The following is a 13,347-nucleotide window of genomic DNA, read 5'->3' on the forward strand; positions in this document are numbered from 1 at the left end:
TTTGAAGAAAATTTAGCCATAAAAAATGCACCTCCAATTGTTAATTATGTGTCTAACAATTGGGGTGCACTTCATTTTTGATGGGCTTTTTCGTCTATCTATAAAGTGTAAATTGAAATGGTAACTTTTTATTGCTGTGATGTAACACTTTCATCTTTCTTCATTTCAAAGATTTTCTTTCCATCTTCATCTACAATTTTAATAGTATTTCTAAGTTTTGGTGCACCAATATATAAAACGGGATTTTCATCTTGCCCTTTATCTTTTTCAATATGTAATACGATAACAGATGTGTCTTTTTCGTCTTGTACTTCTTTTACTGTAATTTTATCGTTTTTATACTTTTTTCCAAATGCTACATACACCATTCTTTTTCCTTCACTAATACTACCATTTGAGTAATGAATCATAGTTGGATCTTTTTGTGCTTTTTCATATAAATTTAATGGCCCATATCCGCCTTCATTATATCTGGATTTTTCTAATACCCAATACCCCTCATAGTCATTGTTAATAGAAACACATGCATGTAAAGAAATGAGCCCAAATAGTAGAAAAGGAAATAGAATTTTTTTCATTTGTTCACCTTCTTTTATTAATTCAAATGAATATACCATAATTTAACTATTTTTTACGTAATAATACTACCATTTTTTTGTAGTATTGAATACGATCAAGTTAAAAATTAAGAAAAATATGATAATATATTTATATAAAAGTTTAAATTTTAATATACGTGGTTAGTGGGGGAACCGTTATGAAAATGAATGAAATAGTTGAGAGTACACAATTTCCGAATACAATTCAAACAATTACAAACGATTTAAAAGCACTAGGAGTCGAAAAAGGAATGACAATTATTGTTCATTCATCATTAAGTTCTATCGGCTGGATATCTGGCGGAGTGGTTGCAGTAGTAGAAGCTTTAATGAAAGTCGTTACAGAAGAAGGAACAATTATAATGCCAACACAATCTTCGGATTTATCTGATCCGAAACATTGGTCAAGACCGCCTGTACCTGAAGATTGGTGGCAAATTATACGTGATAGCGTCCCAGCATTTGATCCACGTATAACACCAACAAGAGGAATGGGGAAAATAGTTGAATGTTTTCGTACATACCCGAATGTAGTACGAAGTAATCATCCATTAGGAAGTTTTGCTGCATGGGGGAAACATGCAGAGGAAATAACAATGAATCATTCGCTATCGATGAGTTTGGGAGAGGAATCACCATTAAAAAAAATATACGATTTTGATGGGTACATATTATTAATTGGTGTTGGCTATGACTCGAATACGTCTGTTCATTTATCTGAAGTACGTTCTGGTGCATGTGAATTAATAAAAGTAGGAGCACCAATTATAGAAAACGGTGAAAGAGTATGGAAAGAATTTGTTGAAATGGATTACGAATCAGATACGTTTGTAGAAATTGGTGTAGAGTTTGAGCGAAAAGGAACTGTAACAATGGGGAAAATAGGTAATGCAACGAGCCGTCTTATGAAGCAACGTGATATAGTTGACTTTGGAACAGAATGGTTTCTTAAGAAAAATCAGTAAGGGATGGTTACAATGAAGGGGAAAAAGGTATTAATTACAAGCGGTGGTTGTTTAGAAAAATGGGATCAAGTACGCGGACATACGAATATGGCTAAAGGTACGATTGGAAGAATAATCGCAGAAGAACTTATAGCTAAAGGGGCACACGTTATATATTTACACGGTTATTTCGCTGAGAAACCGAACGATGTAAATAGAGGATTAGAATTACATCCATTTGAGGGAATTGTTGATTTGCAAGATAAAATGAAAAGTATCATTACGCATGAAAAAGTCGATGCGGTTATTATGGCAGCGGCTGGATCAGATTGGGTTGTGGAAAAGATTTGTGATCAAGATGGCAATGTTCTTAATATGAATGGGAAAATTTCAAGTGATATAGCACCAATTATACATTTTCAAAAAGCTCCAAAAGTTTTGAAGCAAATAAAACAATGGGATCCGGAAACAGTACTCGTTGGTTTTAAGCTTGAAAGTGATTTAAGTGAAGAAGAACTGTTTGAGAGAGCGAAAAATAGAATGAAAGAAGCAAAGGCGAATGTAATGATAGCAAATTCACCACATTCTTTATATTCGCGCGGGGCTGTACACTATGTAATTGGACAAGATGGTAAAGGAAAGTTATGTAAAGGGAAAGATGAAACAGCGAAAGAAATTGTCAAAAGCTTAGAGATATTATGTAATCGTATTACTGCTTTGTAAAATTAAGTTTTTAGATAAGAATGAATCCGCATAGTATATGGGTAAGCGAAACTTTAATTAGTGGGAATTTTACTTTTACACGAATGTGAAGCATAAACCAATCAAGAGCTATACGCAGAATAATTGGTGAGGAGTGGATTCTATGGAACATTTATTAAAGCAAGCTATTAAACTTAGAAATGAAAAGAAATATGCGCAGTCTAGAGAAATACTTATAGGATTAACAAACTTTACAAAAGATGCAGAAGTACTGTACCAATGTGCATGGATACACGATGTCATGGGATTAGAAACAGAAGCAGTTCCGTATTATGAGCAGGCGATCGCACATGGACTTGATGGTGAATCCCTTTGCGGTGCCTATATCGGTTTAGGGAGTACATATCGTTGCATTGGAGAGTATGAAAAGGCAATTGTGGTACTAGAAGCTGGAGTAAAGAAATTCCCTGAGAACGATCCGATGAGAGTATTTTTATCATTAGCAAAGTATAATGTAAACGAACATGAATCCGCAATGAAATTATTACTTGAAACAGTCGTGAAAGTAGATGAAGTAAAAGAATTTGAACGTGCTATTTCATTTTATAAAGACCACTTAAACGAGGTGTTTAAATAAAGGAGTGAACGTATGAGTGTCACACTATCGCGAAGGCGAAAAGGCATTTGGATTGGACTCGTATCTTGCATTATGTTATCCAACTATTTATTGTATGCCCTTCCCATTGTACCAGCTGCTCCAAAAGAAGTAGTGCTTGGGTCATTATTAGATTGTATGTTTGTAATTCCAGTCATTACGTATTTCTTTATTATTCGAAAAAGATACTCGTTAACGTATATCTTTCCTGTCGTAATAGCTGGATATATATTTGCGAGATTTATAATTCCAAGCGACTATTTACAAGCTTTTTCATTCGTTTCTTATATAGTAGTGACGGGGGAAATTGCATTTGTAGCTTTACAATTGTTCCTTCTATATAAAATCGTGACAATGCTTCCTAAAATAATTAATAAATATAAAGCACATAAAAAAGAGTATTCTTCATTCTCTTATTCAATTGATGCAGCATTTGATGACACTATGAAAAGAAGTAAAGTTATAAATATCATGCTTACTGAGTGTAAGCTAATCTATTATGCGTTATTATCTTGGCGTGCAAAAGTACCAGATGACGAATTTACCTATTCCTACCATAAAAACACCGGTGCTATAGGTGTTTATATCATGATAATTCACGCAACAGCAATTGAAAGTATCGGTTTTCATTATTTACTTCATCAATGGAATCCAGTAATAGCTTGGATTTTACTTATTTTAAACGTATATGCGATGATTTATTTTATAGCTGAAATACAAGCGATACGTAAAAATCCAATTATCATAACAGAAAAACAAGTAATGATTCAAATCGGATTAGGAAAGAAAATCGTTTTGCCATTTACACAAATTGATAATATTACGTTCTACAAGGGGGAATCACTAACAGCAAAAGAAGAGAAAGAGGTATTGGATGCAACTGTTATGGAGTTCATAAAAGAACCTGCTACTTTTGAAATAACGTTAAAAGAGCCAGTAAAAGCGCAGGTGTTATATGGTTTTTCTAAAACAGTAAATCGTGTGCACTTAAATGTTGATGAGGAACGGAAATTTTATAATGCGATTTCTGAAAGGTTAAAACTTATAAGTCATGAATAGTGAAAAACTCCTTCTAAAATAAGAGGGAGTTTTATTGTGTAATTGTAGACAACAATATAAACAACTATATACTTCTTAATTGCTATATAAATGGATATAATTAAGGATAGAAATAGCATAAGGGGAACAAAATAATGAATCAATTACGTACATCAAAAATTGAAATTACAGAAAGAAAAATTCGGTATGATTCGACAATAGTGGATTACGATTGCTTATTGCTGAAAAAACAATCGGAAAGTATCGTGTTATTTCACGAGGTCCAGTATTCATTTACAATGACGGCACACGATACAAAGTTAACTATTCAAAAAGGAAGTTACACAATTGCATACTACTGGGAAGATCGTCCTTACAATTTATACGTATGGAGAGATAAGGAAGGGAATTATGTAGGCGCCTATTTTAATATCGTAAAAAATACACAAATAACAGAAGAAGTAGTTTCCTTCGAAGATTTAATTATCGATATTATGGTACTTCCAAATGGAGAATATTTCATATTAGATGAGGATGAATTACCGGAGCCGATAGAAAACTTTGAAGATGGATTTGTAAAAGAAGCTCTTCATACATTGACGGATACCATTCAAGAGTTGCTTCCTAAAATTATAATAGAAACTGCTACTATCTTTAAAAATAAATAATGTTCATTAAAACCTAGTTGACTTATCGGAAATATTTGTATAATATGTAGTTAATTCTATAACAAGTGGCTGATTGGAGAAACCAAAGGCATTTTATCTATTGATAAAATGCCTTTGGTTTTTTTATTAGTTACATAACAGCATAATCAATTAATCCAAATGATTCATAGTAGGGAGGGTGAACGTGTGACAGTTTCAATTAAAGGGGTATCTAAGAAATTTGCGAAAGCGGTACGTAGTGTTCAAGTATTAGAGAATATTAATTTTCAATTAGAGAAAGGGGATTTTGTTACAATAATTGGTCCGAGTGGGTGCGGAAAAAGTACATTATTAAAAATTGTTGCAGGTTTAGATAATGATTTTGAAGGGGAAGTTGCTATTGATGGCGAGCGCATCGTAAAACCAAGTAAGAAACAAGGTTTTATTTTTCAAGAACATAGGCTTTTTCCATGGTTAACAGTTGAAGAAAATATAGCGGCAGATTTGTCGTTAAAAGATAAGTATGTGAAAGATAAAGTGAGAGAATGGGTTGAAATCGTTCGGTTAGATGGCTTTGAAAAATCGTATCCGAAAGAAATTTCAGGTGGGATGTCACAACGTGTTGCGATAGCAAGAGCTTTGTTAAGAGATCCGAATGTATTATTACTTGATGAACCTTTTGGAGCGCTGGATGCGTTTACTCGAAGTCATTTACAAGAAGTATTGCTAAATATTTGGGAGCAGAAGAAAACAACAATGATATTCGTTACACATGATATAGATGAAGCGATATATCTTTCAAACCGAATCATCATTATGAGTGCAAAACCAGGGGAAATACATAAAGTGATTGAAAATAAGTTGCCTTATCCGCGAAATAAAATTTCACAATCGTTCCAACAACTTCGAACGAAAGTATTACAGCAGTTTGAATATGGAGGATTGATTCAAACAAGTATATAGGAAAAGGGTGATTTTATATGTATAAAAAATTTATAGTTCTTTCTTTTGCTTTAGCTATATCAGTATTTTTATTAGGATGCGAAAAAAGTACAGCAAGTAGTAAGAAAGAAGATGTAACAATACAAATTGGTATACAGCAAGGATTAAGTCCACTATTACTAGCAAAGAAAAAGGGGTGGTTTGAAGAGGAGTTTAAAAAAGAAGGAGTTAAAGTGAAATGGACAGAGTTCCAAAGTGGACCTCCTTATTTTGAAGCAATCGCATCAAACCGATTAGATTTTGGTGAAGTAGGGAATTCTCCAGTCATTTCAGCGCAAGCAGCAGGTATTGGATTTACCGAAATCGCCAATACAAGTTATGTGAGAAAAGGAACTGGAATTCTCGTTCAAAAAGATAGCAAGATTGCGAGTATAAAAGATTTAAAAGGTAAAAAAATTGCAGTAGCAAAAGGAAGTAGTGCCTTTAATTTATTATATCGAGCACTTGATAAAGAAGGTATTGATGCAAAAGATGTAAATGTCATTCAATTACAACCAGATGAAGCGCAGCCTGCATTCGAATCAGGATCAGTAGATGCATGGGCGATTTGGGATCCATTTATTTCGTTACATACGGTAAATAAGGGCGCGAAAGTGATTGCAGATGGTGAAACATTAGATGTCTCTTCACCAGAATTTTTAATTACGAGAACAAAATTTGCGAAAGAACATCCAGAATTAGTTGAGAAATTTCTCAAAGTTTATGAGAAAGCACGTGTATGGCAAGATGCTAACTTAGATGAAGCAATAAAAGTATACACTTCTGTAAAAAAGATAGATGCGGAAATCGTAAAAGAAGTTTTTAATCACGACAAACCAATTTTAGTTCCGGTAACGAAGGAAATAATAGCAGAACAACAAAAGACAGCGAAATTTCAATATAAGCTCGGTTCTATAAAGAAAGAAATTAAGACGGAAAAAGTTGTAGATAATTCTTTCGTAGAAAAAGCGTTGAAAGCGAAGTGAAAAGAGGTTTTGTAAAGTGGAAAATACGAAAGCTGTTATGAAACCAGCGAGTATAATGATTGAGAAAAACAGCGTAAAGAAGGTGCGGAAGTTAAATATAAAAGTTTTAGTAAGGGCGATTACTATACCGGTTATTATATTAATAATTTGGCAGTTGGCTGGCGTATTCGGTCTTGTCTCTAAAACAGTTTTACCAACACCATTAGATATTTTTCTAGCTTTCCAAGAGCTTATTAAAACAGGAGAGTTATTCGGCCATTTAAGTATTAGTGTATTCAGGGCCGCAGCTGGTTTCTTTATTGGCGGGGGCTTAGGGGTTATTTTAGGAACGATTGTTGGATTTTCAACGAGAAGTGAGCAATATTTAGATCCATCTGTGCAAATGTTAAGAAATGTACCTCATTTAGCTGTTGCGCCGCTTTTCGTATTATGGTTCGGTTTTGGTGAAACATCGAAAGTGTTATTAATTGCGGACGGTGCATTTTTTCCTTTATACGTAAATGCGTTTTTAGGGATACGAGGTGTAGACTCAAAGTTATTTGATGTTGCGAGAGTATTAGAGTTTAATAAACGAAAATTAATTACGAAACTAATTTTACCAGCTGCATTGCCTAACCTTTTACTAGGAGCAAGGTTATCGTTAGGTGTTGCATGGGTGAGTTTAGTAGTAGCAGAACTTATGGGATCTACAGAAGGTATCGGTTATATGATTATGGATGCAAGGCAATTTTCAAATACAGATATCGTATTTGTCGGTATTATAATCTTTGCATTCGTCGGGAAGTTTTCTGATTCACTCGTCCGTTTACTAGAAGTGAAGTTTTTAAGGTGGCGAGATAGTTTTAAAGGTGAGACAGGGAATTAATATGTAAATTATTAGGGGTAATTTATATACAGATTTTTAGTTTGCGTTTCAAAATAAATAAGGGGTGTGCAAGAGTATGGAAATATTATGGTTTATTCCGGCTTATGGAGATGGTCGATATTTAGGAACGACAAAACGAGGAAGAGCAGCTGAGTATGGTTATTATAAACAAGTTGCTGAGGCGGCTGATTATTTAGGATATACGGGTGTTTTACTTCCAACTGGTCAAGGATGTGAAGACCCTTGGGTGTTAGCTTCAGCTCTTGCTGCTGAAACAGAAAAACTAAAATTTTTAGTAGCAGTGAGACCAGGATTAATGTCACCTACAGTTGCAGCGAGGATGGCATCTACATTTGATAGAATTTCAGATGGTCGATTACTTATTAATGTAGTAGCTGGAGGAGATCCCGTTGAACTACAAGGAGATGGATTGTATCTTGAACATGACGAAAGGTATGAAGCAGCGGATGAATTTTTAAAAGTTTGGAAATCGACCTTGCAAGGTGAAACGATCTCATTAGAAGGAAAACATATTAAAGTTACAGAAAGTAAAGTCGTGTTCCCGCCAGTCCAAACACCGTATCCTCCTATATATTTCGGAGGGTCATCAGCTGCTGGAAAAGAAGTTGCAGCTGAACATAGTGATGTATATTTAACGTGGGGAGAGCCACCTCAGCAAGTAAAAGAGAAAATAGAGGAAGTAAGAAAACTTGCAGAAGAGAAGGGGCGTACGGTACGATTCGGTATCAGGTTGCACGTAATTGTAAGAGAAACAGAAGAAGAAGCATGGGAAGAGGCAGAACGTTTAATTCAATTTGTAGATAATCAAACGATTGAGCTTGCTCAAAAGACATTTGCAAGATATGATTCAGTTGGCCAAAAACGGATGACATATTTAAATAAAGGAACAAGGGAGTCGTTAGAGATAAGCCCAAACTTATGGGCTGGAATCGGACTTGTAAGAGGTGGTGCAGGCACTGCACTTGTAGGAGATCCGCAAACGGTAGCGGAAAGAATAAAAGAATATGAAGCGTTAGGAATTGATACATTTGTTTTATCGGGATATCCTCATTTAGAAGAGGCATATGAAGTGGCAGAACTGTTATTCCCTTTATTGAAAGATGAGAAGAAACAAGAAAATAAAATTGTTGGTGAAATGATAGCTGATGCATTTGCATTAAAAAAATAATGAGAAAAAACCCGCAAGCGATTCGCATGCGGGTTTTCATCGTAAACTATCAGAAAATATGGTAAAATTAAATAGTAACTTAAGGTACGGTTGGTTGTTCAATTATCACTTCTCCGAATAGGAGGGGGGTGATAATACATGAGTGAAATAGCGTTGCTACTGCAGGGTGGACTGTTTCTCGTTGCATTGTTAACGTTCGTCGTTGTTTTAATAGACAAGCTCAAAAAATAACAACCCACCTAAGCCAATAGAATGTGGGTTGTTTTGTTTGTAAGAAACAAATAGGATAAGTGAACAATCCAATCTGCTAAGTTACGTGGACTAGTGTGTAGCCGCACACTAGTCTTTTTTATTTATATACAATTTATAATTAGTTTATGTGATTGTATTGTTCTTTTCATACTCATTATAACACAGTGTCTTTTCATGAAGAAAGGAGACCGTATGTTCTGATTTTGATTAAATAGTAGATGGTGTTTCTTTAAATAACCCATCCATATACTGTTTTAAAGTTTGGACATAAAATTCTTGCTTATTCACATTATTTACGCCTACAATTGGCGATGCAAGTTCATATCGCTTTTCTGATAAATGAACGACAACATCAAAGATGTCAAACAAACGAATGAAGCAGAATAGGCCGTCTTTATCGCTAAGTAAAATAAAGTAATGGTTTTCACTATTTGTATTTAATGTATTCCATAATGAACTTTTGCTTAAGTCACGAACAATACTCTTTTCTTTTAATTCCATGAAATCGGCATTTGATAGAATATTAGAAATATCAATTGCATCTGGATCTTCAAAGTAGCCATCAATTGTTTGTACAGCGAAAGCGTAAGCCATTTTTAATACGCTCATTTTGTATTTACGGTTATCTAAAAGTAATTCACGTTGAATAGAGCTAGCTACTTTCGTTACACGTTCTTCTTTCCAAATTTCATTATGTAGAGAAATATCGTGCTTTTTACATAGTTTCATAATTAATGCATTGGAATAAAGTATTTCATCACTTACTTCAACAACATCTGTCTCAGCCGCCGCAAGTTCCTCACCATGCTCATTTGTATAGAGAGGGGAGTCGATTTGTTTTTTCATTTGCTCAATCTTAAATTGACTTAATTTATGCCTAATTAAAGGGCGATCAATATTTGTTGTCATTTGTTCATGACAAGTATCACAAATTGAGTTTGTGAAATAATAGCCACATAATATTTCTGGGATGACATATTGTTCACTCAGTTCTTTCGTATCTTTTCTGCAAATGATGCATTGTGTCATTTTTATCACCTTTACCTGCAAATTTGTATGTATTCTCATTGTAGTGTATTTATTGGTATTTTGGAATATTGTAAAGGAAAATATTATGTGAAATTAAAGTTTAATTTGGTACAATAAAGAGAAGTGCTAGTTTAAAGGAGGACGTTTGTTTGAAATCGAAAGTGCACTTTTGGACATTAGAAGTGCTAATGGTTGTAGGAATCATATTTATTTGCACAAAAATATCGTTTCTATTTCAACCGATTGGTATCTTCATATCAACATTGTTTTTCCCAATCTTAATCGCGCTTTTTTTATACTTCATATTTAATCCTGTATTAGTCTTTTTGGAGAATAAAAAAGTACCTAGAAATTTAGCGATTCTACTGTTATATCTTTTTATCATCACATTAACTGCGGTTGGCGTTGGAGTAGTTGTTCCGACGATTTCACAACAGTTAATGGATTTAGTGAAAAATATGCCAGGGTATATAAAAGAGGGAAAAGTATACATACAAGATTTATCACATCACAGATTGTTTGAATGGTTATCTACACAAAATTACGTTTCCATTGAAACAATTGAAAAAAATGCAATTGAATACTTAAAGGATATACCAAATACAATTACGTCGAGTGCAACGGCTTTATTTGGTATCATCACGAACGTTGCGTTAGTTATCTTTACAGTACCGTTCATTTTATTTTACATGTTTAAAGATGGGCATGCCTTTCCAGGAAAAGCGGTTAGCTTATTACCAGAGTCTTACCGTGAAGAAGGACTTCGTATCATAAAGGAAACGAATGAAACGTTATCTGCATATATTCAAGGGCAAGCGCTCGTTTGTATATTTGTTGGTGCTTTTACTTTCATCGGTTATTTAATTATCGATTTACCGTACGCTTTTGTTTTAGGAATTATTGCAGCATTTACAAATATCATTCCTAACTTAGGTCCATTTATCGGTGCGGCACCAGCTGTTATTGTAGGTTTGTTCGTATCTCCGATGCAAGCATTGTACGTAATTATTATTGTTACAATAGTACAACAATTTGAAAGTAATATTATTTCACCACGTATTATGAGTTCGAAATTAAATATTCACCCGTTAACAATTATTATCTTAATTTTAGGGGTAGGTAATTTCGCGGGAATTATCGGAATGATTTTAGCAGTACCAGTTTATGCAGTAACAAAAACAGTTGTTTCAAACTTAGTAAGATTGTTTAAAACGAAACGAAATAATCGAAAATAGTATATGTTGAGGAAGATACACCGCTTTTTAAGTGGTGTATCTTTCGTTTGTTAATCAATATAAAAAAGTGTATTAATGCGATTTAATTATATGCTTTTTATATATCAAATTTAACGGTAAACTTGTGGGATTTAAGGTCTATAAAACTATGTGGAATCCCTCTGAACTATCCAAATCATTTCTTTACACCGTACTATCAACATCATAATCGACTCCTTTCAAGTTAATTCATATAAATTATAGGTGAGTGTAATATTTACTTTTACAATCACGAATTTCATCAATAATTTGTTTATACTGTTGCTCTTGTTTTAATTCATTTTGAGAAATCGTTTCTTTTTGAATCGTAATAGTTAAAAAGAAAAGGTGAAACTTCATATGTGAATTCCTCCTTTCAAATGGGAATTACAAATGACTACAGTAATGACTCTGTCTTTCTTTTACATAATCCATAGCTTGATTAATTTGACGTTCGTGAAGCATTTCAGTTTCAGAAAAATTATGTTTTTGAATGGTAATGGTTAAAAAGAATGCTTTAAATTTCATTGAATTATTACCCCTTTAGGATTTATTTAGAACAGACGATTGTAAAAAGAAGATTGAAGCTCTTTTACTTCGTCCATAGTAGTTTGAACGTGTTGATCGTGTAAAACCTCATTTTGTGAAAGTTTACGCTTTTGAATGGTAATGGTTAAAAAGAATGCTTTAAATTTCATTAAGATATTGCTCCTTTAAAATATATTTTTAATACATTTGTGTATAGTATGAAATTTTAATGTCAGTTATTTTATCAGTTGTTTGTTTTACTTGTTGTTTACGAATGATTTCATCTTCAGATAAAGTGTTTTTCTGAAGTGCAGTCGTAAAAAAGAAAACATGAAAAGTCATAAATGAATTCCTCCTTTCGAAAAGGAATTACAGGTGATCACAATAAAGCACTTGGCGCTCCTTAACATCATCCATAGCTTTTTCAATTCGCGCATTATGAAGCAGTTCCGTATTGGAACGTCTATTTCTTTGAATCGTAATACTTAAAAACAATACGCTAATAGTCATTGAATGTTGCTCCTTTCTTTAAAAAATAATGTAAGAGACTAAAAAACCGCACAAAAAAACCACAGGAAGATACAGTTCTCCTACGGCTGGGCGTGAAAAAGCCACAGGAAAGTATACGACCTCCTGTGGCGAATTTATGAATTAAAAGAAATAATATACGATCTTCAATTCTCCATTAGGGTGGTCGAATTCATATTCAATTGTCCGAAAAACAAAGGTGCAGCTAACGCAAAAGTTAATGCATGTAATTGTAATTTTATCATTTTCTTCGACCTCCTTTTAGAATTTTTTTCTTACGTTAGTAATTATATACAATTAATGGATAATTGTAAACCTAAAAATTGAAAATTTTTAATTTTGATTAAAATGCTTATATTTAAAAGGGATTTGAAAAGCAGTATAGTAAGTAACGAAATATCGATAAAAATGGGGGATGCTAAATGAAATATATGCATCGTAATGTGCTCGTTATGCTAACAATTTTTTTATTTATGACGGCTTGTTCTAACGGAGAAAGAATAAAAGATATATCTGATGTTAGGTCAGATGATTTTAAGAAATATACTGGAACGTACGTTGGTAATAATTCAGATGTGGTTGCAATTGTTAAAAATTTACCCGGTGGTGGAACAGTTCAAAGTATAAGTTTAGAAAATGAAAGTATAAAAGTGAACTATGGTGCAAAAGAGCATGAAAATCTGACAGAGGATATGATTGAGACATATTGGTTTAATGGGAAAGATACGATGAAAAAGAACTTTCTCTTTAACGTGATTTATCTTGCAGTTTTAGTACCAAATGCAAAAGGTTACGAGTTTCAAGTAGAAAATAAAATGTTTACGATAAAGAGGGAAGATATACTATCAATCTTGTATGGGAAATTTGATGATTTCCTAAAAGAAAAAGATATATGGGATAAAAATAAAGTTATAAAGTTTTTAAAGGGCAATGAAGAAAAAATTAAAATGCTTGTGAATGATAAAGATTTTAGGCAATCTTTATTTGCTAAATATCCAGTGAAGCAGTTGGAATAATTGTTGAAACTACGAGTTTTTTTAGGGAATCATTCTTAAACGAATGATTCCTTTTTATGTATAAGAAATTTATGGAAAAAACATTTGTAATGTGCTATGGTTAATCACATAAGTAATGAACCTATGAACCTAAGG

The 13,347-nt window shown here is 33.3% G+C and carries 19 protein-coding genes; 12 read left to right on the forward strand and 7 right to left on the reverse strand.

The genetic code is table 11. From position 1 onward, the window contains the following. Window positions 1-128: 128 nt before the first annotated feature. Window positions 129-578 carry a hypothetical protein gene (locus JDS92_RS15850; RefSeq protein WP_000721816.1) on the reverse strand — a complete coding sequence of 150 codons (450 nt, stop codon included), beginning with the start codon at window positions 576-578 and terminating at the stop codon, window positions 129-131. 185 nt (window positions 579-763) lie between these two features. On the opposite strand from JDS92_RS15850, the gene JDS92_RS15855 reads away from it, so the two are divergent. The 10 genes from JDS92_RS15855 (at window position 764) to JDS92_RS30885 (ending at window position 8,837) form a co-directional block, all read left to right on the forward strand. Beyond that, window positions 764-1,564 (forward strand): AAC(3) family N-acetyltransferase, encoded by an 801-nt coding sequence (locus JDS92_RS15855; protein WP_131202461.1) that lies wholly within the window; start codon window positions 764-766, stop codon window positions 1,562-1,564. 12 nt (window positions 1,565-1,576) lie between these two features. After that, complete coding sequence (locus JDS92_RS15860; protein ID WP_000676697.1) at window positions 1,577-2,266, forward strand: phosphopantothenoylcysteine decarboxylase domain-containing protein; 690 nt, start codon at window positions 1,577-1,579, stop codon at window positions 2,264-2,266. 142 nt (window positions 2,267-2,408) lie between these two features. After that, complete coding sequence (locus JDS92_RS15865; protein WP_141555946.1) at window positions 2,409-2,882, forward strand: tetratricopeptide repeat protein; 474 nt, start codon at window positions 2,409-2,411, stop codon at window positions 2,880-2,882. A gap of 12 nt (window positions 2,883-2,894) precedes the next feature. Beyond that, window positions 2,895-3,959: a hypothetical protein gene (locus JDS92_RS15870; protein WP_000117462.1), complete on the forward strand. Its 1,065-nt coding sequence runs from the start codon at window positions 2,895-2,897 to the stop codon at window positions 3,957-3,959. A gap of 134 nt (window positions 3,960-4,093) precedes the next feature. Beyond that, a complete protein-coding gene (locus JDS92_RS15875; protein WP_001072802.1) occupies window positions 4,094-4,606 on the forward strand; it encodes a ribonuclease FAU-1 family protein in 513 nt (170 codons plus the stop codon). Between the two features lie 186 nt (window positions 4,607-4,792). Continuing rightward, entirely contained in the window at window positions 4,793-5,548 is a 756-nt protein-coding gene (locus JDS92_RS15880; RefSeq protein WP_199632138.1) for an ABC transporter ATP-binding protein, read from the forward strand. 17 nt (window positions 5,549-5,565) lie between these two features. After that, window positions 5,566-6,552 carry an aliphatic sulfonate ABC transporter substrate-binding protein gene (locus JDS92_RS15885; RefSeq protein WP_087969943.1) on the forward strand — a complete coding sequence of 329 codons (987 nt, stop codon included), beginning with the start codon at window positions 5,566-5,568 and terminating at the stop codon, window positions 6,550-6,552. Between the two features lie 16 nt (window positions 6,553-6,568). Continuing rightward, the gene (locus JDS92_RS15890; RefSeq protein WP_199632139.1) at window positions 6,569-7,417 is read left to right on the forward strand and encodes an ABC transporter permease; all 849 of its coding nucleotides are present in this window, start codon (window positions 6,569-6,571) and stop codon (window positions 7,415-7,417) included. 76 nt (window positions 7,418-7,493) lie between these two features. Further along, window positions 7,494-8,606 (forward strand): FMNH2-dependent alkanesulfonate monooxygenase, encoded by a 1,113-nt coding sequence (ssuD, locus tag JDS92_RS15895; RefSeq protein WP_087969941.1) that lies wholly within the window; start codon window positions 7,494-7,496, stop codon window positions 8,604-8,606. Window positions 8,607-8,744: 138 nt separating this feature from the next. Beyond that, window positions 8,745-8,837: a putative holin-like toxin gene (locus tag JDS92_RS30885; protein WP_001289320.1), complete on the forward strand. Its 93-nt coding sequence runs from the start codon at window positions 8,745-8,747 to the stop codon at window positions 8,835-8,837. A 228-nt stretch (window positions 8,838-9,065) separates the two neighbouring features. Here the strand turns inward: JDS92_RS30885 and JDS92_RS15900 are convergent, their stop codons facing one another. Then, entirely contained in the window at window positions 9,066-9,887 is an 822-nt protein-coding gene (locus JDS92_RS15900) for an HNH endonuclease (RefSeq protein ID WP_000189689.1), read from the reverse strand. Between the two features lie 149 nt (window positions 9,888-10,036). Between JDS92_RS15900 and JDS92_RS15905 the strand changes: the two genes are divergently transcribed. Further along, window positions 10,037-11,122: an AI-2E family transporter gene (locus tag JDS92_RS15905; RefSeq protein WP_000837897.1), complete on the forward strand. Its 1,086-nt coding sequence runs from the start codon at window positions 10,037-10,039 to the stop codon at window positions 11,120-11,122. A 237-nt stretch (window positions 11,123-11,359) separates the two neighbouring features. On the opposite strand, the gene JDS92_RS15910 is transcribed toward JDS92_RS15905, so the two are convergent. The 5 genes from JDS92_RS15910 to JDS92_RS15930 are packed head-to-tail and all read right to left on the reverse strand — an operon-like array spanning window position 11,360 to window position 12,178. Then, complete coding sequence (locus JDS92_RS15910; protein WP_000668494.1) at window positions 11,360-11,500, reverse strand: YrzI family small protein; 141 nt, start codon at window positions 11,498-11,500, stop codon at window positions 11,360-11,362. A gap of 27 nt (window positions 11,501-11,527) precedes the next feature. Beyond that, window positions 11,528-11,668 carry a YrzI family small protein gene (locus JDS92_RS15915; protein WP_000668955.1) on the reverse strand — a complete coding sequence of 47 codons (141 nt, stop codon included), beginning with the start codon at window positions 11,666-11,668 and terminating at the stop codon, window positions 11,528-11,530. Between the two features lie 26 nt (window positions 11,669-11,694). Continuing rightward, a complete protein-coding gene (locus JDS92_RS15920; protein ID WP_000668979.1) occupies window positions 11,695-11,838 on the reverse strand; it encodes a YrzI family small protein in 144 nt (47 codons plus the stop codon). Between the two features lie 28 nt (window positions 11,839-11,866). Further along, window positions 11,867-12,010 carry a YrzI family small protein gene (locus JDS92_RS15925; protein ID WP_000142746.1) on the reverse strand — a complete coding sequence of 48 codons (144 nt, stop codon included), beginning with the start codon at window positions 12,008-12,010 and terminating at the stop codon, window positions 11,867-11,869. 27 nt (window positions 12,011-12,037) lie between these two features. After that, a complete protein-coding gene (locus JDS92_RS15930; protein WP_098711963.1) occupies window positions 12,038-12,178 on the reverse strand; it encodes a YrzI family small protein in 141 nt (46 codons plus the stop codon). A 440-nt stretch (window positions 12,179-12,618) separates the two neighbouring features. On the opposite strand from JDS92_RS15930, the gene JDS92_RS15935 reads away from it, so the two are divergent. Next, complete coding sequence (locus tag JDS92_RS15935; RefSeq protein ID WP_098711965.1) at window positions 12,619-13,212, forward strand: DUF4825 domain-containing protein; 594 nt, start codon at window positions 12,619-12,621, stop codon at window positions 13,210-13,212. Window positions 13,213-13,347 lie beyond the last annotated feature (135 nt).

This window comes from Bacillus cereus group sp. N12, from assembly GCF_016483575.1.
In the GTDB taxonomy this organism is placed as follows: domain Bacteria; phylum Bacillota; class Bacilli; order Bacillales; family Bacillaceae_G; genus Bacillus_A; species Bacillus_A toyonensis.

Excerpts from the sequence above, each read along its gene's own strand:
- JDS92_RS15850 (WP_000721816.1), bottom strand. The coding sequence starts at position 578 with ATGAAAAAAATTCTATTTCCTTTTCTACTATTTGGGCTCATTTCTTTA.
- JDS92_RS15855 (WP_131202461.1), top strand. The coding sequence starts at position 764 with ATGAATGAAATAGTTGAGAGTACACAATTTCCGAATACAATTCAAACA.
- JDS92_RS15860 (WP_000676697.1), top strand. The coding sequence starts at position 1,577 with ATGAAGGGGAAAAAGGTATTAATTACAAGCGGTGGTTGTTTAGAAAAA.
- JDS92_RS15865 (WP_141555946.1), top strand. The coding sequence starts at position 2,409 with ATGGAACATTTATTAAAGCAAGCTATTAAACTTAGAAATGAAAAGAAA.
- JDS92_RS15870 (WP_000117462.1), top strand. The coding sequence starts at position 2,895 with ATGAGTGTCACACTATCGCGAAGGCGAAAAGGCATTTGGATTGGACTC.
- JDS92_RS15875 (WP_001072802.1), top strand. The coding sequence starts at position 4,094 with ATGAATCAATTACGTACATCAAAAATTGAAATTACAGAAAGAAAAATT.
- JDS92_RS15885 (WP_087969943.1), top strand. The coding sequence starts at position 5,566 with ATGTATAAAAAATTTATAGTTCTTTCTTTTGCTTTAGCTATATCAGTA.
- ssuD (WP_087969941.1), top strand. The coding sequence starts at position 7,494 with ATGGAAATATTATGGTTTATTCCGGCTTATGGAGATGGTCGATATTTA.
- JDS92_RS30885 (WP_001289320.1), top strand. The coding sequence starts at position 8,745 with ATGAGTGAAATAGCGTTGCTACTGCAGGGTGGACTGTTTCTCGTTGCA.
- JDS92_RS15900 (WP_000189689.1), bottom strand. The coding sequence starts at position 9,887 with ATGACACAATGCATCATTTGCAGAAAAGATACGAAAGAACTGAGTGAA.
- JDS92_RS15910 (WP_000668494.1), bottom strand. The coding sequence starts at position 11,500 with ATGAAGTTTCACCTTTTCTTTTTAACTATTACGATTCAAAAAGAAACG.
- JDS92_RS15915 (WP_000668955.1), bottom strand. The coding sequence starts at position 11,668 with ATGAAATTTAAAGCATTCTTTTTAACCATTACCATTCAAAAACATAAT.
- JDS92_RS15920 (WP_000668979.1), bottom strand. The coding sequence starts at position 11,838 with ATGAAATTTAAAGCATTCTTTTTAACCATTACCATTCAAAAGCGTAAA.
- JDS92_RS15925 (WP_000142746.1), bottom strand. The coding sequence starts at position 12,010 with ATGACTTTTCATGTTTTCTTTTTTACGACTGCACTTCAGAAAAACACT.
- JDS92_RS15930 (WP_098711963.1), bottom strand. The coding sequence starts at position 12,178 with ATGACTATTAGCGTATTGTTTTTAAGTATTACGATTCAAAGAAATAGA.
- JDS92_RS15935 (WP_098711965.1), top strand. The coding sequence starts at position 12,619 with ATGAAATATATGCATCGTAATGTGCTCGTTATGCTAACAATTTTTTTA.